Source organism: Paenibacillus rhizolycopersici (genome assembly GCF_014947195.2).
Lineage (GTDB): Bacteria > Bacillota > Bacilli > Paenibacillales > Paenibacillaceae > Fontibacillus > Fontibacillus rhizolycopersici.
This window is the reverse complement of the sequence record NZ_JADCNN020000022.1, coordinates 14,174-34,134: the sequence shown is the minus strand read 5'-3', so window position 1 is coordinate 34,134 and position 19,961 is coordinate 14,174. Positions and strand designations below refer to the sequence as shown.

22 protein-coding genes are annotated in these 19,961 nt (G+C 55.1%); 2 read left to right on the top strand and 20 right to left on the bottom strand.

What is annotated here, in order from left to right; translation table 11 throughout:
* Nucleotides 1-153 precede the first annotated feature (153 nt).
* From IM700_RS18980 to IM700_RS18960, 5 genes are read right to left on the bottom strand one after another with little or no spacing between them, the layout of a single operon-like run.
* Complete coding sequence (locus IM700_RS18980; protein ID WP_193418537.1) at nucleotides 154-630, bottom strand: GNAT family N-acetyltransferase; 477 nt, start codon at nucleotides 628-630, stop codon at nucleotides 154-156.
* Between the two features lie 18 nt (nucleotides 631-648).
* A complete protein-coding gene (locus IM700_RS18975) occupies nucleotides 649-1,050 on the bottom strand; it encodes an NUDIX hydrolase (RefSeq protein ID WP_193418539.1) in 402 nt (133 codons plus the stop codon).
* Nucleotides 1,051-1,070: 20 nt separating this feature from the next.
* Nucleotides 1,071-1,562, bottom strand: a complete 492-nt coding sequence (locus IM700_RS18970) for a DMT family transporter (RefSeq protein WP_193418541.1) — start codon at nucleotides 1,560-1,562, stop codon at nucleotides 1,071-1,073.
* 12 nt (nucleotides 1,563-1,574) lie between these two features.
* A complete protein-coding gene (locus IM700_RS18965; RefSeq protein WP_155606044.1) occupies nucleotides 1,575-2,273 on the bottom strand; it encodes a Crp/Fnr family transcriptional regulator in 699 nt (232 codons plus the stop codon).
* 29 nt (nucleotides 2,274-2,302) lie between these two features.
* Nucleotides 2,303-2,728, bottom strand: coding sequence for a DMT family transporter (locus IM700_RS18960; RefSeq protein WP_155606045.1), 426 nt, complete (start codon nucleotides 2,726-2,728; stop codon nucleotides 2,303-2,305).
* A gap of 152 nt (nucleotides 2,729-2,880) precedes the next feature.
* On the opposite strand from IM700_RS18960, the gene IM700_RS18955 reads away from it, so the two are divergent.
* Nucleotides 2,881-3,441 carry a GNAT family N-acetyltransferase gene (locus IM700_RS18955; RefSeq protein ID WP_193418543.1) on the top strand — a complete coding sequence of 187 codons (561 nt, stop codon included), beginning with the start codon at nucleotides 2,881-2,883 and terminating at the stop codon, nucleotides 3,439-3,441.
* Nucleotides 3,442-3,465: 24 nt separating this feature from the next.
* On the opposite strand, the gene IM700_RS18950 is transcribed toward IM700_RS18955, so the two are convergent.
* The gene (locus IM700_RS18950; RefSeq protein WP_155606047.1) at nucleotides 3,466-3,894 is read right to left on the bottom strand and encodes a MarR family winged helix-turn-helix transcriptional regulator; all 429 of its coding nucleotides are present in this window, start codon (nucleotides 3,892-3,894) and stop codon (nucleotides 3,466-3,468) included.
* Nucleotides 3,895-4,072: 178 nt separating this feature from the next.
* Here IM700_RS18950 and IM700_RS18945 point away from each other — a divergent pair, with 178 nt between their 5' ends.
* A complete protein-coding gene (locus IM700_RS18945; protein WP_418888795.1) occupies nucleotides 4,073-5,527 on the top strand; it encodes an MFS transporter in 1,455 nt (484 codons plus the stop codon).
* Nucleotides 5,528-5,577: 50 nt separating this feature from the next.
* Here IM700_RS18945 and IM700_RS18940 read toward each other — a convergent pair whose 3' ends face one another.
* From IM700_RS18940 to IM700_RS18875, 14 genes are all read right to left on the bottom strand, one after another.
* Nucleotides 5,578-5,868 (bottom strand): hypothetical protein, encoded by a 291-nt coding sequence (locus IM700_RS18940; RefSeq protein ID WP_193418547.1) that lies wholly within the window; start codon nucleotides 5,866-5,868, stop codon nucleotides 5,578-5,580.
* 27 nt (nucleotides 5,869-5,895) lie between these two features.
* Nucleotides 5,896-6,549 carry an NTP transferase domain-containing protein gene (locus IM700_RS18935; protein WP_193418548.1) on the bottom strand — a complete coding sequence of 218 codons (654 nt, stop codon included), beginning with the start codon at nucleotides 6,547-6,549 and terminating at the stop codon, nucleotides 5,896-5,898.
* Nucleotides 6,542-7,759 (bottom strand): XdhC family protein, encoded by a 1,218-nt coding sequence (locus tag IM700_RS18930; protein WP_193418549.1) that lies wholly within the window; start codon nucleotides 7,757-7,759, stop codon nucleotides 6,542-6,544. The genes IM700_RS18935 and IM700_RS18930 overlap by 8 nt, the downstream gene beginning before the upstream one ends.
* Nucleotides 7,760-7,961: 202 nt before the next feature.
* Nucleotides 7,962-10,283: a xanthine dehydrogenase family protein molybdopterin-binding subunit gene (locus tag IM700_RS18925; RefSeq protein WP_193418550.1), complete on the bottom strand. Its 2,322-nt coding sequence runs from the start codon at nucleotides 10,281-10,283 to the stop codon at nucleotides 7,962-7,964.
* Nucleotides 10,280-10,771, bottom strand: coding sequence for a (2Fe-2S)-binding protein (locus tag IM700_RS18920; protein ID WP_155606053.1), 492 nt, complete (start codon nucleotides 10,769-10,771; stop codon nucleotides 10,280-10,282). The genes IM700_RS18925 and IM700_RS18920 overlap by 4 nt, the downstream gene beginning before the upstream one ends.
* A 29-nt stretch (nucleotides 10,772-10,800) precedes the next feature.
* On the bottom strand, nucleotides 10,801-11,766 hold the full coding sequence (locus IM700_RS18915; protein WP_193418579.1) for a substrate-binding domain-containing protein: 966 nt from the start codon (nucleotides 11,764-11,766) through the stop codon (nucleotides 10,801-10,803).
* 20 nt (nucleotides 11,767-11,786) lie between these two features.
* Entirely contained in the window at nucleotides 11,787-12,635 is an 849-nt protein-coding gene (locus IM700_RS18910; protein ID WP_193418551.1) for an FAD binding domain-containing protein, read from the bottom strand.
* Between the two features lie 33 nt (nucleotides 12,636-12,668).
* Nucleotides 12,669-12,980 (bottom strand): 2Fe-2S iron-sulfur cluster-binding protein, encoded by a 312-nt coding sequence (locus IM700_RS18905; protein WP_193418553.1) that lies wholly within the window; start codon nucleotides 12,978-12,980, stop codon nucleotides 12,669-12,671.
* Between the two features lie 81 nt (nucleotides 12,981-13,061).
* Nucleotides 13,062-14,762, bottom strand: coding sequence for an FAD-binding protein (locus IM700_RS18900; RefSeq protein WP_193418555.1), 1,701 nt, complete (start codon nucleotides 14,760-14,762; stop codon nucleotides 13,062-13,064).
* Nucleotides 14,763-14,785: 23 nt separating this feature from the next.
* On the bottom strand, nucleotides 14,786-15,568 hold the full coding sequence (locus IM700_RS18895) for a LamB/YcsF family protein (protein WP_193418557.1): 783 nt from the start codon (nucleotides 15,566-15,568) through the stop codon (nucleotides 14,786-14,788).
* Between the two features lie 131 nt (nucleotides 15,569-15,699).
* Nucleotides 15,700-17,127 carry a UbiD family decarboxylase gene (locus tag IM700_RS18890; RefSeq protein ID WP_193418559.1) on the bottom strand — a complete coding sequence of 476 codons (1,428 nt, stop codon included), beginning with the start codon at nucleotides 17,125-17,127 and terminating at the stop codon, nucleotides 15,700-15,702.
* Between the two features lie 93 nt (nucleotides 17,128-17,220).
* Nucleotides 17,221-18,231: an ABC transporter substrate-binding protein gene (locus tag IM700_RS18885; RefSeq protein ID WP_193418561.1), complete on the bottom strand. Its 1,011-nt coding sequence runs from the start codon at nucleotides 18,229-18,231 to the stop codon at nucleotides 17,221-17,223.
* A 92-nt stretch (nucleotides 18,232-18,323) separates the two neighbouring features.
* A complete protein-coding gene (locus IM700_RS18880; protein WP_155606061.1) occupies nucleotides 18,324-19,130 on the bottom strand; it encodes an ABC transporter permease in 807 nt (268 codons plus the stop codon).
* Nucleotides 19,131-19,148: 18 nt separating this feature from the next.
* Entirely contained in the window at nucleotides 19,149-19,925 is a 777-nt protein-coding gene (locus IM700_RS18875; RefSeq protein WP_155606062.1) for an ABC transporter ATP-binding protein, read from the bottom strand.
* Nucleotides 19,926-19,961 lie beyond the last annotated feature (36 nt).

The following is a 19,961-nucleotide window of genomic DNA, read 5'->3' as shown; positions in this document are numbered from 1 at the left end:
GCCTTTGACGGGGAATCAATGGTATTCGAGCTTCTGATTCCATTATGAAACTCTTCGCTCCCGCTTCCCATCAGGGAATTCCCTTAGCCTGCCGGAGAATGCCCTATAACGACAAAAAAACGCCGGATGGCGTTTTTGGGTTCATTCGATCATTTATTGTCGTAAATCCCTTATATACCAGGCATCGCAGGCGAAATGCTCCGACCCCTCCAGCGGCGCTTTCAACGGTTGAAAGCCGTGTTTGAGGTAAAAGCGGTTCGCCGCCTGCATCGACTGCAGCGTTTCCAGATAACATCTCTCGTAGTGACGTTTCGCGAAATCCAAGCATGTCTCCAGAAGACGAGCCGCGATGCCTGTACCGCGGATATCGCCTCGCAGGTACATTTTTTGCAATTCGCACACCTCGGAGGAATCGGCAAACGGGGCAATTCCCGCCCCGCCAACGACCCGCCCGTCCTGCTCCACAACCCAGTAGGCTCTTCCCTCAACCTCATAATACCGCGACAGAGCACTAAGGCTGTCATCCTGCCAGGCTAAGCCTTCCCGGTTGCCGCCGAACTCGATCAGGCAATCGCGAATCACGGCTTCAATCGCAGCGTTATCATCCGCTTGCAAAGATCTAATCATCATCGGGTGTCCTTCCTTCCGTCACAGCAAATTCATCTCATGCAACCGGTCGAAAATCATCCGGCTAATCAGCGACGTACGCTCGCGTTCCGCGTAGCTGAGCCACGCCATTTCCTCGATCTCGGAAGCCGGCTGGAGTTCTCCCTCAGCCTCTGCATAATAACAGGTCATTCGAACAAGCACACCCTCCGGTTTGCCGTCGGCTTGGGCTTCGAACGTCGCAAAAAACGCAATCGTCTCCGGCGTGACGGCAACGGACAACTCTTCCTGAATTTCCCGCTGCAGCGTTTCACGGTCAGTCTCGCCGGGATCTCGCTTGCCGCCCGGAACATAAAACAGCTCCTTCCCCTTGGAGCGTACGTTTAACATCCGTCCCTCCCGTAAGGAGATCCAGGCGATTTTATCGATATTTTTCCCGTCCATACCTAACGCCTCCCCTCTCTTTATCCCTCATTCAAAGCTTCGCTATTTCGAACAGGACTGTTCTCGCTCTCGCGGCCCCCTCCTAATTTAAACACGAAGATTCCGCCGACAATAATCAGCACGCCGATCAGTTGATGAAGCGTAAACGGCATCTTTTGCAAACCTAGCCAGCCTAGAGAATCAAATAACAAAGCGAATCCCAGCTCCGAAGTCATCACAATGGCTACAGCGTAGGTTGGTCCCAGCATTTTCACCCCTTGTACCATGCTGGTGACGACGCCAACACCAATCAAGCCGCTGAACCAAAACCAGGTTTGCATGCCGGGTAACGACGTAAACATTCCCTTGCCTTCGACAATCAAGCCGATCCCAAAGGAAGCGGCGAACCCCAAACCTAGCACCAGGGTCGTCGTCGTCCAATTTCCCGTCTGTTCATTGACTTTGGTATTAAACACGTTTTGCATCCCAACCAGTGCGCCTGCGGTTAACGCAAACAATATTCCCAACAGCACCTAGATTGCCCCCTATTCGTAAATATTCCGGCTGACCAGATTACGAAGGCCTTCTCGGTCCGTCACCGTAATCCCCTGCCGGCTTCGCTCAATCAAGCCTAGCTCCGCAAATTTCTGGAGCACCCGGTTTAAATGCCGATAGCTGGTGCCAATCAAGTTGGCCGCATCGGCCAGATCGGACGTCCCAAGCTTCCCCAGGAACAGAGCATCCGCTTCGTCATAAGAAACAGACAAGAGATAGCTCGCCAGGCGAATCTCAACCGGATACAGCAAATTAAAGCTCATCGAACTGGATTTCATATAGAATTTCTTCGTGATGATATCCAGCAAAAAATGCAGCAGCGGCGAATGATCCGCACTGTATTTATGCAACCAGCGATATTCCACCCCGATCATATGGACCGGGGACACCGCTTCAACCGTATTAATGATGTCTCCATTCCGGATGAATTCGACATCCCCTACAACTTCTAGCGGATTTTTGAAGGAGATGACCAATGTGCGGCCTTCCGGAGACGTATTGAAAATTTTGATTTTCCCTCGGACCAGTACGTACAACGAATGAGAGGGTTCCCCCTGCGTGCAGATCAGTTCACCTTGATCATATCCATAAAGCGTCAAGTAAGGCAGCAGCGCTTCGGGAAACACACTACGGAGTTTGTACATGTCCATATAATCGGCCAATAAAGCCGGATCCGCAATTTCTTTCATGACCGTTCTCTCCCCGAGGCCCGAATCTACTAAAACTTAAGAATGACGACGCCTGCAATCATCATGCCGATACCAATAAATTGCGGCAGACGCATTTTTTGCTTTGGCACGCCAAACCATCCCATGCTATCGATGAAGAAGGTCATGCACAGCTGAGCGATCAATACCGCGGAAATGGTCAAGGTCACCCCAACTTGCTGAATCGCCGTAACGTTAGTAAAAATAATGATCGCCGCCAAGGCACCGCCGCTGACATACAGCGGACGAACTCGCCGCAAATCTGTAAACCCTCCATCGCGGACGAACAGCCAAATCAGCAGCGCCGCCACAAAGCCGGTAAACTGGGTCAGCGCCGCCGCCGGCCAAGTGCCGATGTCCGCACTGATTCGGGTATTGGCCACCCCCTGTAGGGTGATGAACGCCCCGGCCAAAAACGCAAATAGCAATCCCCTCATTCTCTCTCTCCTCTTAATGGATCTTCCGATCCTTTATGTCAATACCTTATTAAAGGATATCTTCTGCCGTTTGAAAAGGACATATGTCCTGAAAGATGAAAAAGCGGTTAAAATAGAAATAAATCGACGGAATCACATATGGAGGACACGGCATGCCATGGACATTCAACACCTTAACAGAATGGGATGAGGTTTGGTGGGACAAGCTTAGACCGATTTATCGAGAGGCATTTCCGCACGGGGCCAAGCCGGAGAAAGTGCTGCGGAGCATGCTGGATCGGGGGATCGCGAGCTTGCATGCGGGACTTCAAGAAGGCGAAGCGGTTGCGATGGCTGTCACCGGCTTCTGCGGCGGGAAAGGCCGCAAACGCATGATCCTTGATTACATGGCGGTCCGTCAAGATCAAAGGGGGCAAGGACTCGGTCGCCTCTTTTTCTCACAGATCCGCGACTATGCAGAGCGGGAACACCAAGCCGAGGCCATCGTGATCGAGACCGAAGCGGAGGACACGGAGATGAACCGGGAGCGACTGCGATTTTGGATTCATTGCGGATTTATCGCCACATCCTATGTCCATCAATATATCTGGGTTCCCGAACCTTACCGGGCTTTATATCTCCCTTTAAGTGACCATTTCACTTTGAGAGACGACGGTAAATCGCTCTTTCGGGATATCACTTCATTTCATCATCAATCGTTTCGTGGACAATAGATTCTCTTAAAGGGCCTATTGTCCCTAATGTCCTTTTTGCTTGCTTGCGTAAATTTTCGTAAGCAATGCCTCAAGCTGATGTTTCTCCGCTTCGCTTAACTCAGCCGTCAACCGACGGTTAAAATCCGCCAAGATTTGCCGAAGCGTGGGCTCGAAATCCCGGCCCTTTTCCGTAGGATATAACAGGATCGACCTGCGATCATGCTCGTCTACCCGGCGTTCAATGAACCCGGCCTCCTCCAATTGCTTGACGCAGCGGGTCGTGGTCGCCTTGTCAAATTTCATCTGACTCGTTAGTTGGTCTTGGTTTAAACCGGGAGTCGTTAATATGGCCAACAAGTAGCTGTGATTCCCACCGCCGCCGATTTCGTACGGCTTCAATAACGTGGCCAGCTCTTTTTGATTGATCCGCTGAAGATACGCGATCAATTTGCCAACGGAAGGGTTGTTCATTCCCCTGCACCTCTTTGCGATGATCTGGTTTACGCAAATTTTACCCGATATCAGTTGCGCTCGCAACTAAATTGGAGTAAACTGATGATGCTCAAATTAGTTGCGGTCGCAACAAAGTGATTCGGATCTAGATAAAGTGAGGTGTAGTGCCATGTCTTCCAAGAGTTCTGACCTTCGGATGACTTCATATCAGGAAGACCCGGACATCCAGCGGAAACGTTGGCTGATCCTGATCGTGCTGAATTTATTTACCTTTATGTCGACTCTCGACGGCAGTATCGTTAACATTGCCTTGCCCGTGATCTCCAAGGAGATGAAGCTGAGCGTGGCCCAGGCGGAATGGGTCGTTACGGCGTATTTAATGATGATTTGCGCTGCCATTCTCTTCTTTGGGAAGCTGGGAGATATCGTTGGGAAAATCAAGGTGTTCAAATGGGGAATGGTGATCTTTACCGTAGGTTCCCTGCTATGCGGCTTTAGCTTCAGCTTGCCGCTTCTCGTCGGATCTCGTCTTCTGCAGGCGCTTGGAGCATCGATGACCATGGCCAACAGCCAAGGGATTGTGACCGATATCTTCCCGGCCAATGAGCGGGGGAAAGCGCTTGGGCTTATCGGCACCTTCGTCTCCCTTGGCAGTATCGCCGGTCCGAGCCTGGGAGGCGTCATTGTATCGAGTTTAGGCTGGGAATATATCTTTTGGGTGAACCTTCCTGTCGGTCTCATTGCTATTGGCATCGGCTGGAGAATGCTCCCTGCGGATCGTACCAAATTGAAGGTGAATATCGATAAAGCCGGCAGCCTGCTGTTTCCGGTCTTTATCCTCGCTCTGTTCTCCGGCCTGCTGCTGGGTCAGCAGATCGGATACCAGGATATTCGGATCATCGGCGCGCTCGCTCTGGCCGCCATCGTGTTCATCGTGTTTCTCTGGGTCGAGAAACGCAGTGAAGCCCCGATGCTCCAGCTTACCTTATTCCGCAATCCGTTGTTCAGCTTAAGTATCCTGACCGGATTCTTAGTATTTGTAGCCAATTTCTGCTTTAACATCATTGCGCCGTTTTATACGCAAAGCATTTTAAACCTCTCGCCTTCCCATGCCGGATTCTTGATGATGTTATTCCCGATCGTTATGGTCATCGTGGCACCGCTCAGCGGCGCGTTATCCGACAAGATCGGCTCCGAGTTGCTGACGTTCGCTGGGCTGATCGTGATGGTCATCGCGCAGATCGGGTTAGCCCGGCTGCATGACAGCAGTCCCATCGCGCTAGTCGGCGTATGGATCGCCATGCTGGGTCTCGGCAGTGGCTTGTTTCAATCGCCGAACAACTCGCTCGTGATGTCGAAGATTCCGAAAACCCAGCTGGGCATCGCCGGCAGCATCAACTCGCTCGTCCGCAACATCGGGATGGTCGTTGGCATTACGGTCGCAACCACTACGCTGTTCAGCGTCATGAGCAGCCGGGCAGGCCGCCGGGTGACCGGATTGGTGCCGGATCGCCCCGATTTATTTCTAACCGGAATGCATGTCGTATTTATGACTTCCGCTTCCATCTGTCTAGTAGCCGCGCTCCTGACGGGCTGGCGGTTTTGGTCCGCACGACGGGCGGTGCGACGCGAGCAGGTCCGATCCACGTAATCCATAAAAAATCCGTACAGGTGTAAGATGACACCCGTACGGATTATTTTTTATTCCGTCCACTCAAGCCCTTCCAGGATTCGATATTTCAATAACGCAAGCAGGAAATCCTCGTAATAATCTTTGCGTACGATGATCTTATATTGACGCTCCTGATCCTGGTTCAAGTAAAACAAGACATCGGTATAGACATCGTTATCTTCGAACCTTTTCTGCACTTCCCGCATGTTAGATAATAGCGGTTCCTCTTGAAGAAATGTCAATTCGAACTCCACGTCCACATCGTTTGCCGTCTCACGGATCTGGACTCGTTCCGAATCGATACGGTATTTTAGCGGCATGTCCCGTCCCCCTCACGCTTGGATGGCCTAAGGATACCGTGTCTCTTCCTCAAAGTCAACTTTGGAAAATACGGTTAACCGGTACCGCTCGTACTCTTCGGGGGTATCGATATCGCGAGGCGCTTTACCTGGAATTCTCACACTGTAAAGGTGATCTTGATAGAGGTGCAGCAGCTCCTTGGCACCGGCGTCACCGTCCAAAGCCATCAATTTGGGGAACAACTGGGCGGCAAACAATACGGGATGGGCCGGACGATCGTCATAACGCGATTGAACGATCCCGGCGCCGGTATGGATGAACGCTTCAGCCACCTGTCGTATGGCCTCCGGCGAAATTCCCGGCTGATCTCCCAGCAGGATCAAGACCGCCGACGGCGAATGGCACTCTTCCAGCTGCCGGATTCCCGCCGCTAGTGAGGCACCTAGCCCCCGGTCGGCACGCGTCGTTGTCAACCATTCAACGGGCAAACCATCGACGTGCTCGCGTCGAAGCGGTCCGTCCTTGGGGGCTATGACGGCCACCCGAACATTCCCGGCCCCCAGCGCCTGATGCACCGTTTGCTTAAGCAGATTTCCGTGCGGTGCTGGCAGCAACAGCTTAGGTTGTCCCATCCGCCGAGAAGCGCCGCCGGCCAGAATCAGCGCCCAAATGTCCCTTTTATCTGCTGCGCGTTCACACACGACAAGACTCCGGGAAGATCGGCTCGTCAAGGAACGAAGACTGTGAAGGGGTGGCGGTTGGGGTGCGAGCTCCGCTTCCTGCTGCTTTACGATCGCGTAGAAATCCCCCGCTGCGGCCGTTTTTGACGGCGGTCATTTCCGCCAGGATGCTCATCGCGATCTCCTCGGGCGTTTCCGCGCCGATGTCCAGGCCCACTGGGGAATACAACTTCGCCAGCAACTGGGGGTCTATGCTGCCGTCCGACCCGCCTCCGTTCGAATTCGGCTCCAGGATCTTCTCCAACCGGTAACGAGAACCGACTAGTCCGAGATAGGCGACCTCCGGCGTTAACATCCGGTGGACCGCCTCCCGGTCCAGATCAAGATTATGGGACATGACGACGACGTATTTCCCTTTCACGTCGACTTGTTCGAACGCATAACGTGGGATTACCCGCAGCTCGTCCGCTGCGGGGAACCGCTCCCGCGTTGCCTTGTCCGTCGCATGGTACGCGACGGTCACGCGCCACTGCAGCCGGCGAGCCAGGCTGCAGAGCAAGCGCGCATCGTCGCCGACGCCGACGATGACCAGCTCCGGGCGCGGTGCGACCCGCTCCAGCAGCAGCTCCAGCTGCGTGCTGCCCTCGGGGAGTCGCACCAGCCCGGCCCGCCGGCCCGCGCCCAGCAGGCCGGCTTCCTCCGCCGCGGCGGCGAGCGTCCGGCGCGCGCCCGGCGGCACGGCGGCGGGATCGGAGGAACCGATCACCGTCGCCACCACGTACGGCTCGCGCGTCTCCACGCGCCGCCGCAAATCGCCGAGGATCCGGTCCGCCGCGTGCGGCGAACGGACCGGATCAAACGGCTCGAGCCACACCGTGATCGCCCCGTTGCACCCGAGGCCGATTCCCCATACCTCGTCTTCCCCGATGCGGAAGTCGTAGAACAGCTTGCGCGGCTCGAGCGTCCGAAGTACCTCTTGCGCATGCTCGCGCAGGTCTTCTTCGATGCACCCGCCGCTTAAGATGCCCGTTACCTCACCATCGACATGGATGAGGCAGCGCGCTCCTTCTCGGCGATAAGCCGAACCGTCCACATCGACGATAGTGGCGACGACGCAAGCCCGGCTCTCCGATAGGCACGCTTTCAGCTCACGGCTTAGCTCCTCCATGTTCTCGTCATCTCCTGTCTTCGTTCTTGTCCGTTGTTCCCCTTCAGAACCGGCCTTCTTCATAGAGGCTATAAAGTTGCATAAAGGTCAACATTTTCGATGGGTGAAGTAACCCCCGGGCGCAAATGCTGACTAAAGTGCAACAAATTCCGTGATTTTCGAGAAACAAGCTCAAATTTGTTGCAGTTTCTGCAGCATTATTCCCTCTGCACGGGTTTCTCGCCTAAAAATGTTGTACTTATTACAACATTTCCTCCAGCAAACTCTAACCTTGCGATTGCAGCGACATCCACACCCGCTCCGCCGACAGCGGCAGCACCTGGCCGCGCCGCCCCGTCGCATGGGCGATCGCGTTGGCGATCGCGCCCGGAACCGGGTCCAGTGCCACCTCGCCCAGCGATTTGGCGCCGAACGGGCCATGGGGATCCGCTTCCTGTACGAAATGTACCTGCACATCGGGCATATCCTTAGCTCCCGGCATCCGATAATCCATCATCGATGGATTCATCACTTTACCTTCCTGTACGATCAGATCCTCCATCGTGACCCAACCGATGCCTTGAGCCACGGCGCCTAGCACTTGGCTTTTGGCCATCGTCTCGTGTAGGATGGTCCCTGAGTCATGCACGGCCCAGTAACCGACCACTTTCGTTCGACCGGTGTCTGGATCCACCTCAACCTCGGCCACATGAGCGGCAAACGGATAGTTGGGCGAGGGGTGCCCAAAATAAGTGGCATCCGGCAGCTCCGTATCCGGTACGTAAGTCTCCTTGACGGTCAGCTCCTCGCCGGCATGGCGGGCACGGAACCAATCGACGACATCGCCAAGCGCAAATGTCTTCCCATCGTGCTTCACGACACCTTCCTCAAACACCGCTCCTTCGCCAAGCGCCTGAACCGCCAACTGCTGAATTTCACGCAGCAAGGATTCCGCCGCTTTTTGCACCGCATTCCCGCCCATCACCGTACTTCGAGACGCTAGCGTCCCGATGCCAAACGGATACCGTCCCGTATCGCCGGATTTCACCAGGATCTCGTCTTCGGGGATCCCCAGCACACGGCTGGCGATTCGAGCGTAGGTCAATGTCATCCCTTGGCCAAGCTCAATTTCGCCGGTTTCCACCTCCACAAATCCGCCCGGTTTGACGCGAATCACCGCCGTCGAGCCGTCAAAGCGCGGATCGATGGCGCGAAAGCCCGAGACGTGATTGGCCACCGCAAGGCCGAGCCCCCGGTAAGGTGGCAACTCCTTCCGCCGATTCCAGCCGGACAATTCCTTGACCTTTTCGATGCACTCATCCAAATTGCAGGTGTCCAGACGATAACCGTGCAGCGTCGTATCCCCGGAGTGGACGATGTTCTTAAGACGCAGCTCGGCTGGGTCCATCCCCATCTCCAGCGCGATTTCATCAATGACGCTCTCCACTGCGAATAACATCTCCGCATTACCGAATCCGCGCATGCACGTAGTTGGACTATTGTTCGTGTATACCAGATAACCCGTCGACTTCACGTTGTGGAAATGATAGATGTTGTCAGCCCGAGTGCAGGCCGTTGCGATTACGTTTGGACTCCAATAAACCCGAGCCCCCGCATCCGCGTACACCGTCAAGTCTTTGTATACGAAGTTCCCTTCCGCATCCGCGCCGATTTCAATATCGAAGGTCAGCGGTACGCGGGGATGGGCGGTAATCATATCTTCATAGCGGTCCAAAATGATCTTCACATGCCGTCCCGTCACCATCGCCAGCGCCGCGGCAATCACATGAACCTTCAGGACGTATTTCGCGCCAAAAGACCCCCCAATCGGCGGTACGATAATCCGCACCTTATCCTCCGGCAAACCAAACCCGGCGGCATAGGCTTCCCGTGCCCGGTACGGAATATGAGAAGGCGCCCAAATGGTGATGCCCTCCTCCTCCGACCAAAACGCGATCGCTCCGACCGGCTCCAAATGCCCTTGATAGATCCGGTTGGACACGTAACGTCCGCCTTTGACGATCGCCGCTTTCTTCTTGCCTTCCTCCAGGTCGCCGCGCGCAACATCCACTTTCATCGGCCGGTTGAGCTCCACCTCCTCGTGGATCTGCGGAGCTCCTGAAACCATCGCGGCCTCTGGATCAAAGACCCCCTCCAGCGGCTCTAACTCGACCTCAATCAGCGCCAGCGCCTGCTCGGCGGCTTCTTTCGTTTCCGCAGCAACCGCGGCAATTTCATCGCCGATGAAGAGCACGCGATCCTTGGCAAGGATGTTCCAGTCCTTGAATTTGGTTGGTCCATACTTGTGGTTCGGCACATCGTCCGCGGTAATGACGGCATGTACGCCTTCCACATGGCGCGCTTTCTCCACGTTTATCCGTTTGATCCGCGCATGCGCGTAAGGGCTGCGATAAATCGCCCCGATCAACTGGCCGGGAAAATTCATGTCGTGAAGGTAACGGGTTTGCCCTTCCAGCTTCGACTTCAGATCCAGCGGCTTCTGCTTTAACGCCGGATTGACCTGCTTGCTCGACTGATTCGGGTCGGCTGGATTCATGACCTTGGCGTCCGTCGATTTGCTTGGCTGCTGCATGCGGTTCATCGTCATCGCACGGCTCCTTTCGAGGCCAGAACGTGCTCCGCCGCTTCAATGATGCCGCGGTAACCGGTACACCGGCACAGATTGTTCTTCAGCGCCGCTCCAATGTCGCCGCCGAATAAAGCGGGATTTTGCAGCCAGGCCCAAGTCGTCATCATGACCCCCGGGGTACAAAAGCCGCATTGCACGCCGCCGTACTCCTGCATCGCCTGTTCCAACTCCCGAAATTCGGCATGCCGAGCCAAGCCCTCGATCGTTTCGATCGTTTGTCCTTGCGCCGAAGCGGCCGGAACCAAGCAGGAGACGACCGGTTGACCGTCAAGCAGCACCGTACAGGCTCCGCATTCGCCGGTCCGGCAACCGATTTTCGTCCCCGTCAGGCCTTGCCCTTCGCGGATGACATCCGCCAGGCTAGCTGTAGCTTCGCCGTTCCAGGTCACTTCCTCGCCATTGATTGTTAACGTCATGCTAGGGTTATGGTTAAGTCCGCCGTTCATCTGGCAGCACCTTCTTTCCTTGCTTATGCTTATGTGTTTTGTACGGAGGAATGGAAGACCTCTTGCGGCTTCGGCGTGAAGCTGCGATCAAGCAGGCCGTCTTCCTGCAGATAAGTAATAAACGTCTCGATTTGCGCCCAGTTGGCGCTAACGCCGTACGGCCACATATCGCCGTTCATCAGCTTGGCCGATTGCTCGACGGATTCCCAAACGAACGGGTTGGAGGTTGCGTTGCGAATCGTCTCCAGCAACCCGGCGATGCCTTCGTCCTTGATTTCCCGCATAAGCTCGTACAGCTGCTTTGGCAGCTCGGGGAATTGCTCGACCGTTTCCGCCTTCAGAGAAACCAAGTGCATAATCGGAAAAATCCCCGTGCGCCCGTAATACTCCCGCTCCACGTTCCAGACATCGGGGAACAACCGGCGTAATACGCCGCCTTCGCCCGAAGCGGGGAACAGCTTGGCCGGAGGCCGACGAGCCGTCATGATCGCATCCACCTTGCCTTCGGCCAATGCCTCAAAAATATCGCCTTCCGTCAAGGTCGCCGGAATGTCCACAGGTACGCGCTCCGGACGGAACGTAAACCACTCCATCTCCTCATTGGCAATGCCCCATTCGTGCCGGAACATGCCCCGTACCCATACGGCAGCCGTCATTTGAAACTCCGGAAAGCCAAACCGTTTTCCCTTCAGTTCGGAGGGATGCGTGTATGGACTGTCCGAGCGCACATAAATCGCGTTGTGCCGGAACGACCGTGAAAGAAATGCTGGAATCGCCGTTAACCGCGTATCTCCGCCGCCTTTGGCGATCAGGTAAGAGGCGAGTGAAAGCTCGGATACATCATAGGAGGCCTGTGAAATTTGCTTTACAAAAATCTCTTCGATCGACTCCTGCTGAACGTCCAGTTCAAAACCAGTCAGTGGTTTAACACCGTTTAGTAGTCTTAAGGTGCGGTCGCTTTCCGACATCGCCACCGTCAATTTAGTTCCCGTCATCATTGATACCCTCCCCCTCGTTACAGGCCGTTTGCGAGCAGAGCGTTCGCGGCCCGTTTAATATAGGTTCCAACTAATGCGCGGCGGTAATCCGCACTGGCGCGCACGTCGGTGATCGGTGAGCTGCGCCGGGTGTACAAATCGCTGAGCTCATCCAACTTGGCGGAGGTGAGTTCGCCGCTCCACCGCTGCTCGTCCTCCGCGCCCAGCACGAAGGGCTTGGGCGCCGCTGCGCCCACCGCGGCGGTCCCCCACTCGATCTCGCTCCCTTTGCCTTGCAGCAGCAAGGCGACGGAGACGATCGAGATGTCGGTTGCCGCGCGCTGATCATGCCGCAGAAACACTTGCGGCACCTCCAGCATTCGGGCCGGGATGAACAACGACGCGATAAGCTCGCGTTCGCGAAGCTGGGTCGTCTTCGGCCCGGAAATGAAGTCCGCGATCGGCACGCTGCGGATGCCGTCCGCCCCGGCCAGCCGGACTTCCGCTCGGTAAGCCACGAGCGGAACGACCATATCGGCTGCCGGGGAGGCGTTCGCCACGTTGCCGCCCAGCGATGCGCGGTTTTGGATCTGCCAGCCGCCGACGATGCGGGCGGCCTGTTGCAGTGCGGGCACGACGCTGAACACGTCGCTGCCCCAAATTTCGGCCGACGTCACCGCGGCGCCGATCTCAAGACCCGCCTCGGTCCGGCGGGTCAAATGCAGCTCCGGCACGCGCCGGATGTCGAGCCAGTCGGTATGCTCCGACTCGTACGATTTGCGCTGCGCGTTCACGAACAAATCGGTTCCCCCGCACACGATGCGGGGACTGCGCTCCCGAAGCTGCTCAAGCGCTTCGTCTAAACTGCGGGGCTGTAGCCAGGCCATAATTGCCCCTCCTTCATGTGAATATAGTTGTCTCTACTCCAGCGCCGTCGCCAAATCCTTGATCCACGGACGGCCGGTCAGCGGCTCGATCTTGACTTCGCTGTCCGGGACGGCGCGAATGCTGCACAAGTATCCGGGTTTACCGTCAACAAACGCCGAGCATTCTTTGCAGGCGTTCGCGGACCGGCAGGAATAACGCACCGAGAAGGACGGGTCCTTATGCTCCCGAATCCAAAAAATCGCGTCCAGCAAGCTCATGCCGTCTCGGAACGGAACCTCAAATTTCTCCAGGGAAGCGCCGCTTTCGGCATCGCCGCGAACTACGTTTAATGTAACAACTGCCATGTGAACTGTCTCCCTTCTTTCGTTACCGACTTACCAGACTTACTCGACTTACCCAACTCGCTTAAGGCTCGTCCGCTCCACTTACACGCCAACCGGCAGCTGAATTTCAGAAACGACCCATTCCCCCGCCTCATTCAAGACATAACTGTAGCTGGACGGCTGGGTAAGCGTATCGTCATAGTCCAGCCGCACATGCGCGCCGCGGGTTTCCTTCCGCTCCAGCGCGCCGAGCACAATCGCCTCGCTGACCTTCAGCATGTTGGCGGCCTCCAGCTTCTCGAACAGAGACAAAGCAAATTTGTCCTGTTTCGCTAATGAAATGCTGTTAAGCTCCTCACGCAGCGCACGAAGATCCTCCAGCGCTTCCTGCAGGCCACTCTCGGTACGCAGCGGGCCGGCGCCTTTCCACATGATCTGTTGCAGCTTACGCTTAAACGTTTGAAGCGAAGCGGTATCCCGATCCACCGGTACGGGGTGCCAAAATTGGGTCAATCGCTCCATCTCCCGGTCAAACGCCCGCCGTACTGCCGCCTCATCCAGCTCGTTGCGTTTTTCCCGTGCAGCCGTTTCGCCCGCGATGCGTCCCGTTACCAGCGCTTCCGTGATCGCATTCCCGGATAAGCGATTAGCGCCATGCATCCCGTAGATCAGCTCGCCCGACGCCAGCAATCCCGGTACCCGCGTGTGCATCGCTTCATCCACACGTACACCGCCCAGCATGAAGTGGGCCATTGGGGCGACTTCCACCATATCTTTGGTCAAATCGACGCCCTGGTTCCGCAAAATATCGATGACCGGGCCAAACGCTTCCTTCAGTTTTTCCTCGGGCACCATCGTGAAGTCGAGGTAAGCCCCGCCATGCGGCGTCCCGCGCCCGGCTTCCACCTCGCGGAAGATCGCCAGCGTCGTTTGATCGCGCGCCGCCGTATACTTGCCTGCGACTTCCCCGTTGTACTTGTCCATGAATTCTTCCATCTGCCCGTTCAGCAGACGCCCGCCCAACTTGTAGCGGAACGGATCCCACATAATCGGATCGATGCCGACAAGCGGCGGAAACAGATGGGCGATCGGGAAGAACTGAACCATCTCCATGTCACGCACCTCGGCTCCCGCCTCAGCCGCCAGCACAAATCCGTCACCGGTCATGTTCGCGGACGCGCTATTCCGTTCATAGACCTCCGTCAATCCGCCCGTAGCCAAAATAACCGACGAAGCAGCAATACTGATCGGACGATACGCCTCCATCTCGAAGCCGATCGCGCCAACCGCCCGGCCTTCCTCGACTACGACTTTCGTGATCATCACGTTTTTGAGGCGCTGGATCTTCTCGTCCTTCCAGATCGCCTTCTTTAAGCCAGCTGCCGTTGCGCCACCCGTATTCAAAATATCAACATACACGCAGCGGGCCTTAGAATGCCCCGGAGCAAAAGCCTGTGAACGTTTGCCATCCGGCGTCCGGGCCCACTTCACGCCATAACCTTCCGCTTCAAGGATCACTTCCGGCCCCCGTTCCACAACGGCGCGGACGATGTTCGGATCCGCCAATCCCCGGCTCCCTTTCATCGTGTCCTCGAAGTGGACCTCCGGGTTATCCTCTTCTGCTTCGCCTAATGCAACAGCCACGGTCATCTGGGCTAAAATCGTGGCCCCGCCCCGGCTAATCAAGCTCTTATCGGTCAAAATCACACGTGCGCCTTCATCAGCCGCCGCTCTTGCTGCCATCAATCCGGCGGCGCCGGAACCGACAACGAGCACATCGGTTTGCAAATGCAATGGTCCCATCCTGCTGTCTCCTCCTTTTGCGCTTATGCTTGTTGCCCCAGCGTGATCCCTGCCGATTGCACCGTAATCCCTGCAGCAGATAAGGAGCTGCGGATCTTACCGGCAAACTCCAACGCATGGATGCCGTCGCCGTGAATGCAAATCGTATCGGCTTGAATGGCCACATCGACGTTTTGCTGCGACAATACTTTACCTTCAGCGACCATACGGATCACCTGCTTCACCGATTGTTCTTCATCTGTGATTAAGGCATCCGGTGAACGACGCGAGGTAAGCGAACCGTCAGATTGGTAGGTACGGTCGGAGAACACTTCGCTGGCTGTACGTAAACTTGCTTTCTTCCCGGCTTGGATCAACTCACTGCCCGCAAGGCCAAACAAAATCAACTCCGGATCTACTTTGTAGACCGCTTCAGCAATAGCCTCAGCCAAACCGGCGTTCCGAGCCGCCATATTATAAAGGGAACCATGCGCTTTCACGTGCTGCAGCTTCGCCCCTTGCGCGCGTACGAATCCCCATAGCGCACCGATCTGATAAACCACGATGTCGTAAGCCTCCTGTGGGGACAGGTCCATATCGCGACGCCCGAAGCCAACTAAATCCTGCAAGCCGGGATGCGCTCCCAGAGCGACCCCGTGATCCAAGGCCAACTTGACGGTTTGGCGCATCGTCGCTGGGTCACCCGCATGAAACCCGCAAGCGATGTTTGCCGAAGTCACGAATTTCAGAACCTCGCTGTCTCTGCCCAGCTTATAAGCGCCAAAGCTTTCCCCCATATCACAGTTCAAATCCACTACGTTATTCATGTTGATGCTCCTCTCACAAATAGTTCATGGCATAAATCATCATGGAAATGAAGAAACAAGCCAGCCTCAAGCGGCCCGTGGAAATTTTAAGATCCTTAGATCCGTCCCCGGCCGGTTGAGGCTAACATGCATTAAATTTGCCAATTGTTTTTCTCGTCCGAATTCAGCTCGCGGAGCGAAGCCAGATCGGCCAGTTCTACCTTATCCTTAGGAACGACGGCACGCTTTGGAAAGACGACCGGCGGCGCCGGTTTCGTGGCATCGACAATCACGGCGCTGGACATGCGCGGCGTATTTTTGCCTTCCGCATTGTACTCCCAGTTGGTCGGCAGCAATCCGCCCGGACCGTTCCAGCGCGGGATGACCAGCAAATCGCGTTCCGCATCGAACCGCGTACCAATCGCCCACGCCACCTCTTCTCCGTTAAAGACGTCGATGTCCTCATCCACGACCACGATATGACGCAAATTCTCCGGTTCGGTATTGAGTGCCGCAAAAGCCGCTTTTTTCACATCCGCATCCTTTTCCTTCAGAATCGAGAGATAACAGTTCATTCGGCTGTAAAAAGGAACGTTAACCGTTTTGAGACCCGGCACGATTTTCTTCACCGTTTGATAAATACTGCCCGACCGCGGAACCCCGCCCACAACTAAATGCTCCCGTCCGGAGGCGACAATATCCTGGAATATGGCGTGATTCCGATAGGTAATGCGTTTGATGCGAATGGTCGGCACCGATCCTCCGCCGAGATAATGGCCTGGCCATTCCCCGAACGGCCCCTCGCTGTGGTCGTTATCCGGCAAAATTTCGCCTTCGAGGATGATCTCGGCATGTGCCGGCACGAGCAAATCGGAGGTATCCGCCTGCACGAGCTCCAGCGGTTCACCCATCAACGCGCCAGCCGCTTCATATTCGCCCCCGATGCCTTGAACCCGGGATACGGCGCCCATAATAAAGCCGGGATGATGTCCAAGAGCAATCGCAATGGGAGCCGGTTTACCTTGCTTTTTGTACTTCTTATAGATCAGTCCGCCATGGTGTGCGCCAAGGAACCAAACGCCCATATCACGCTCATTGAAGATTTGGTGACGATAAATTCCGGCATTAATCAACCCGGATTCGGGGTCGCGGATGATCATCACACCGGCCGATAAATACGGCCCGCCGTCCATCTCGTTGTGCACCGGGATCGGCAGTTTGGCCAGATCGACGTCCGCTTCTTCGATGACGTTCTCTTTGACTCTGGCAGCGGCGCGGTCCACGACCACCGGTTCAATTGGCTGCTGCAATTTCTCGCCGTATACCCGCGGAATGTCCTGTACCTCACATCCCAGATATAGAGCGATACGTTCGTAGGAGGTCAACAGATTGGAAACGCACGCCATCTGAGCTCCCTTCACCTTATTGAACAGCAAAGCGGGGTAATCGCCTTTCTCCGCCAGTGCCGCTGCATATGCGGTGATACCAAACCGCGGATCCACCTCCGTGTCGACGAGCTTGATACTATTTGAATCGAATTGGTTCAATTGCCCGAGATAGGTTCTTAAATCTTTAGCCATGTGCGGATCGCCTTCTTTCCGTAGTATCGTCGGTCGTGAAATGAATCGGGCGAACCGAAAATCCTCGCGATTCACCCGATCTATAGATCTAGCTTAAGGAAGCAATGAGAGGTCTACCGTATCGGCAAACGGAATTTCTTTTTCAAGGACGCCCGCTTCGATTTGGGTATTCGTTACGTTTTTCGCGCCCTCTTCGGATACCTTGAGTCCTGCCGGTACTTTAGCCAGTTGGTTTTTCACCGCGGTCTCCATGACATCGGCCGGAATTTGGTCAAACTCTTTCAGCATGGCTTCTACTGCGGAGGCCGGATCCTTCTGCACACGCTCGTTCACTTCATTGCTGACCTGAAGGAACCGCTTCATGGCATCCTGATTTTTGTCGACCCAATCCGTTTTTGCCATGACGGTAATCCCGGCAAAATCATACGGCGGATCGTACAGCACCCGATAATTTCCGGTCGCTACCATCTGGGAAATCGTCGGTTCGGAAACCATGCCGCCGGCAGCTTTGCCGCTTTCGATCGCTGCCAACATGGTAGCGCCGCTGCCGCCGTTGATGATTTGCACTTCTTTGTCCGCATCGATATTGGCGGTTTTCAAGCCTTCGCGCAGCCCGGTGTCGGACAAGCTGCCCACCTTGGTAACGGCCAACGTCGTTCCCTTCAAATCTTCAAGCGATTGGAACGGGGCATCCTTCTTCACAACCAGCGAATAGCCGACTCCATTGTAAATTTCGCCGTAGGCTTTAACGCCAAGACCGTTCTTTTGCTGTCTTAACACATGCTCGTAAGAACCCAATACGATGTCCAAGCTGCCGCCGACCAAGGCTTGCACCATATCGGCACCCGACGTAAAGCTTTGTTTTTCGATTGTAATTCCGGCTTTCTCATAGGAACCATCGTTAATGCCGATTTGTGCAATAATCGGAGTCATGCCGCCGCCGACCAGACCTACGCGGATCTTGACGTTTTCCGGCTGATTGGCGTTGCCGGCAGCACCACCATTATTTTCCGTTGGTGCGGCCGCATTGTTGTTTCCGCAAGCGCTGAGCAAAGCGATCGTCAGGACCAATAGCGAAGCCAGTATTGTTTTTGTTTTTTTCATAAGATTCCCCTCCTTGAATGGTTAGCTATCTTTCTAGCTTTATGGCTTCTCCGAATTTACTTCATCTCATTAAATAAATTGGAGTTCATCCCTTAACGATATTTCAGCAATCGCCGTTCGACTTGCACGATGATCTGTTCCAACACGACAGCGATGATCATGATGAGGACCAAGCCTGTAAAAATCCCCGTCGTATCCAGCATGTTGGACGAATACGTGATGTAATAGCCAAGCCCCCGGTTGGAACCAACCAACTCGGCGATAACGGACCCGATTAGAGCCATGCCGATGTTCAGACGCAAGCTCGTCAGAATCCATACGGTAATCGATGGCAGCACCACCCAGCGGAGCTTATGCGTCCATTTGGCTTTAAAGGTGCTCATCATATCCATCAAGTCTTTGTCGATGTTGCGCACGCCTTCGTAAGCATTGTAGAAAGCGACAAAGATGACCATCGCCACGACCATCAGAATTTTCGAGGTCATTCCGATCCCGAACCAGACGATAAACAAAGGAGCCAGCGATACCCGAGGTAAGCTGTACAAGGCCATAATGTAAGGGTAGACCCACTTTTGAAAAATACCGCTAAACGCGAGCAGAATCCCCAGCAACGTCCCTCCGAGCATCCCGATAATGAGACCGACGATGGATTCCTGAAGCGTGATGCTCATATGGAACCATAGATCCCCACTTGCGGTCATCTCAATGATTCGCTTCATGATCAAGGACGGCTTGCTCAGCCAAAAAGAATTAAACGCCGTGCCCGAGAGCAACTCCCATAATCCGATAAGAACGATAAATACGACCAATCTGCCGATCCACACGGCCGCGCTGCGATTCCCCCGCCCTGCCTTAGAGGAAGGAGAGCTGGCCGATGATGTCGTTGTTTTTGGTGCCATGGTGGTATCCTCCTCTCTCTATTCCCCGTCTGACATTTGGGCCCAAATTTCTTTCTGCAGCTCCTTAAACTGAGGATCGAAGCGGATGTCGTAAAAAGGACGCGGCCGCTCCAGATTCACTTTAAACTCTGCTTTGATCCGTCCCGGCCGGGAGGTCATCACGATGACCCGGTCGGAAAGCGCAATCGCCTCTTCGATATCGTGAGTGATGAACAGCACGCTTTTCCCGACATTTTCCCACAATTGCAAAAACTCTTCCCCGATCTTCACTCGGGTCTGGGCATCCAGCGGTCCAAATGGCTCGTCCATTAAATAAATCTCAGGGTCGTAAGCGAAGGTTCGCGCCAATGCGACCCGCTTGCGCATCCCGCCGGACAATTCTTTCGGATGGTAAGCGCCGAAACCTTCGAGTCCGACCATTTTCAGCAGCCGATTGGCTTCGGATAATTGCTCGTCTTTGGAAAGTGCCTTGATCTCCAGCGGGAGGCGGACATTGTCGATAACGCTTTTCCATGGGAGCAGTGCATCATTTTGAAATACCATTCCGACTTGGCTCGGCACGCCTTGGATTGCCTGACCATCCAGATAAGCACTCCCGGCGGCCGGCTTGAGCAGCCCGGAAACAACCTTCAGCAAGGTCGATTTGCCGCAACCGCTTGGGCCAACAACGGACACGAATTCGCCGTCCTCCACCTTGAGCTGGACATCCTCCAAAGCGACGGTGCGCTGACCCTTGGACTCATATTCCACACGCAAATCCCGAATCTCGAGTTTTGGATGGCTTTTGTTCTCCATAGTTAACTTCCTCCATACTGAATTTTCCAATCCTGC

Bases quoted from the DNA above. Each gene is read 5' to 3' on its own strand.
- IM700_RS18945 (WP_418888795.1), top strand. From the start codon at position 4,073: ATGACTTCATATCAGGAAGACCCGGACATCCAGCGGAAACGTTGGCTG.
- IM700_RS18965 (WP_155606044.1), bottom strand. From the start codon at position 2,273: ATGAAAGAAATTGCGGATCCGGCTTTATTGGCCGATTATATGGACATG.
- IM700_RS18930 (WP_193418549.1), bottom strand. From the start codon at position 7,759: ATGAAGAAGGCCGGTTCTGAAGGGGAACAACGGACAAGAACGAAGACA.
- IM700_RS18920 (WP_155606053.1), bottom strand. From the start codon at position 10,771: ATGAACGGCGGACTTAACCATAACCCTAGCATGACGTTAACAATCAAT.
- IM700_RS18950 (WP_155606047.1), bottom strand. From the start codon at position 3,894: ATGAACAACCCTTCCGTTGGCAAATTGATCGCGTATCTTCAGCGGATC.
- IM700_RS18890 (WP_193418559.1), bottom strand. From the start codon at position 17,127: ATGGCTAAAGATTTAAGAACCTATCTCGGGCAATTGAACCAATTCGAT.
- IM700_RS18900 (WP_193418555.1), bottom strand. From the start codon at position 14,762: ATGGGACCATTGCATTTGCAAACCGATGTGCTCGTTGTCGGTTCCGGC.
- IM700_RS18915 (WP_193418579.1), bottom strand. From the start codon at position 11,766: ATGACGGGAACTAAATTGACGGTGGCGATGTCGGAAAGCGACCGCACC.
- IM700_RS18885 (WP_193418561.1), bottom strand. From the start codon at position 18,231: ATGAAAAAAACAAAAACAATACTGGCTTCGCTATTGGTCCTGACGATC.
- IM700_RS18955 (WP_193418543.1), top strand. From the start codon at position 2,881: ATGCCATGGACATTCAACACCTTAACAGAATGGGATGAGGTTTGGTGG.
- IM700_RS18940 (WP_193418547.1), bottom strand. From the start codon at position 5,868: ATGCCGCTAAAATACCGTATCGATTCGGAACGAGTCCAGATCCGTGAG.
- IM700_RS18960 (WP_155606045.1), bottom strand. From the start codon at position 2,728: ATGAGGGGATTGCTATTTGCGTTTTTGGCCGGGGCGTTCATCACCCTA.
- IM700_RS18980 (WP_193418537.1), bottom strand. From the start codon at position 630: ATGATGATTAGATCTTTGCAAGCGGATGATAACGCTGCGATTGAAGCC.
- IM700_RS18975 (WP_193418539.1), bottom strand. From the start codon at position 1,050: ATGGACGGGAAAAATATCGATAAAATCGCCTGGATCTCCTTACGGGAG.
- IM700_RS18895 (WP_193418557.1), bottom strand. From the start codon at position 15,568: ATGAATAACGTAGTGGATTTGAACTGTGATATGGGGGAAAGCTTTGGC.
- IM700_RS18880 (WP_155606061.1), bottom strand. From the start codon at position 19,130: ATGGCACCAAAAACAACGACATCATCGGCCAGCTCTCCTTCCTCTAAG.
- IM700_RS18910 (WP_193418551.1), bottom strand. From the start codon at position 12,635: ATGGCCTGGCTACAGCCCCGCAGTTTAGACGAAGCGCTTGAGCAGCTT.
- IM700_RS18875 (WP_155606062.1), bottom strand. From the start codon at position 19,925: ATGGAGAACAAAAGCCATCCAAAACTCGAGATTCGGGATTTGCGTGTG.
- IM700_RS18905 (WP_193418553.1), bottom strand. From the start codon at position 12,980: ATGGCAGTTGTTACATTAAACGTAGTTCGCGGCGATGCCGAAAGCGGC.
- IM700_RS18925 (WP_193418550.1), bottom strand. From the start codon at position 10,283: ATGACGATGAACCGCATGCAGCAGCCAAGCAAATCGACGGACGCCAAG.